Source organism: uncultured Aquincola sp. (assembly GCF_964001545.1).
Lineage (GTDB): Bacteria > Pseudomonadota > Gammaproteobacteria > Burkholderiales > Burkholderiaceae_C > Aquincola.
The window spans coordinates 1-2014 of record NZ_CAXFDV010000218.1 but is presented as its reverse complement, the minus strand read 5'-3'; the positions used below and the strand labels follow the sequence as shown (position 1 = coordinate 2014).

Annotated in this window: 2 protein-coding genes; one reads left to right on the top strand and one right to left on the bottom strand. The window is 68.2% G+C overall.

Annotated features, from left to right (window positions below):
* Nucleotides 1-1222: AMP-binding protein (locus tag ABNT58_RS07635; RefSeq protein WP_348752903.1), on the bottom strand; the 1222-nt coding region annotated here is incomplete at its 3' end.
* Between the two features lie 331 nt (nt 1223-1553).
* On the opposite strand from ABNT58_RS07635, the gene ABNT58_RS07630 reads away from it, so the two are divergent.
* On the top strand, nt 1554-2014 hold a 461-nt coding region (locus ABNT58_RS07630; protein ID WP_348752904.1), incomplete at its 3' end, for a C40 family peptidase.

The following is a 2014-nucleotide window of genomic DNA, read 5'->3' as shown; positions in this document are numbered from 1 at the left end:
TGGGGCAGCCCAGCGCCTGGCTGATCCAGATGGCGGTGGGTTCGTCCAGCGGCTCACCGGCCAGGAACAGCGCGCGCAGCGAGCGCAGGTCGTGCTGCTTCATGGCGGCGGTGTCGAACTTCTTGAGCACCCGCACCGCGGTGGGTGAGCTGAACATGGTGGTGACCTTGAAGCGCTCCACCAGCTGCCACCAGATGGACGCATCGGGCCGCGTGGGCAGGCCTTCGTACAGGATGGTGGTCATGCCGCTGATCAGCGGGCCGTAGACGATGTAGCTGTGGCCCACCACCCAGCCGATGTCGCTGGTGCAGAACAGCGTTTCGCCCGCCCGGCCCTGGAAGATGTCGCGCATGCTGGTGGCCAGCGCCACCGCATAGCCGCCGGTGTCGCGCTGCACGCCCTTGGGCTTGCCGGTGGTGCCGCTGGTGTACAGGGTGTAGCTGGGGTGGGTGGACTCGACCCAGGTGCAAGGCACCTTGGCTTCCAGGTGGCGGGTGCGCTCCTGCGCATAGTCCAGGTCGCGGCCGGCCACCCGCTCGAAGGGCACCAGGCCGCGGTCCACCATCAGCACCTTCTCGGGCCGGTGCGCGGCCAGGCGGATGGCTTCGTCCAGCAGCGGCTTGTACGCGATGGCCTTGCCCGAGCGCGAGCCGCCGTCGGCGCTGACCACCAGCTTGGGCTGCGCATCGTCGATGCGGCTGGCCAGGCTGACGCTGGCAAAGCCTCCGAACACCACCGAGTGGATGGCGCCGATGCGGGTGCAGGCCAGCATCGCGAACACCGCCTCCGGAATCATCGGCATGTAGATCAGCACCCGGTCGCCGGCGGCCACGCCCTGTGCCCGCAGGATGGCGGCCATGCGCTGCACTTCCTGGTGCAGCTCGGCGTAGGTGATCAGCCGTTCCTGGTCGACTTCGGTGGACACCCACACCAGCGCGTTCTGCCCACCGCGGCCGCCCAGGTGCCGGTCCACCGCGTTGTGGCACAGGTTGGTGGTGCCGCCGACGAACCAGTTGGCAAGCGGCGGCCGGCTGTGCTCGCACACCTGGGTGAAGGGCTGCTGCCAGTCGATCAGCCGGGCCTGGTCGGCCCAGAAGCTGTCGCGCTCCAGGATCGAGCGGCGGTGATAGTCGGCATAGGGGCCTGGGGCACCCTCCCGCTGCGCGGGATCCCTCCGGGAGGGAAGAGCGCCGCCTTCGGGCGGCCGTGCGTCGTCGCTCATGCCTGTCTCCTGTCTCGGTTATGTGGTGATTTCAGCCACAGGCGCTGACATGCCACTGACTTGCCGCTCCCCCCACAAGAGGGAGCCTCCGCCCGCGCGGTCGGCCGGCGCAAGCTGTATATAAGCTTTCATCGCATGCGATAAGTCGTTGAAAACCTTGTTTTTTCTCTTGCGGAACGGGTGCAGGCCGGTGTTAAAGTCGCGCCCCGTGACGTCGCCCACCCCCCATTCCGTGCCCTTTCGCCTCGCCAAACTTTGCGCTACCGCATGTTTTTGCGTGGCCACGGCCAGCCAGGCGGCCCCCGACACCAACGCCAACACCACCGCCACGCTGCCCCCGGCAGCCGCGGCAGTGCCCTCGTCCGACCCGGTGACGGCGCTGCTGATCGAGCGCGGTCTGCTGCCCGCTTCCAGCGCCACCATGGTGCAGACGGTGCGGGACAAGACCTCCGACCTGGTGATGTCGGCGATGAACTTCCTGGGCGTGCCCTACCGCCGCGGCGGCAGCAGCGAGCAGGAAGGCTTCGACTGCAGCGGCTTCACCCGCCAGGTGTTCGAGATGAGCATCGGCCGCGTGCTGCCCCGCCGCGCCGACGAGCAGGCCAAGGAACCGGGCCTCTTCCAGGTGGCCCGCACCGAACTCAAGCCCGGCGACCTGGTGTTCTTCAACACCATGCGCCGCACCTTCTCGCACGTGGGCATCTACGTGGGTGAAGGCAAGTTCATCCATGCGCCCCGCCCAGGCGGCGAAGTGCGCATCGAAGACATGGGCGCCAGCTACTGGGCCAAGCG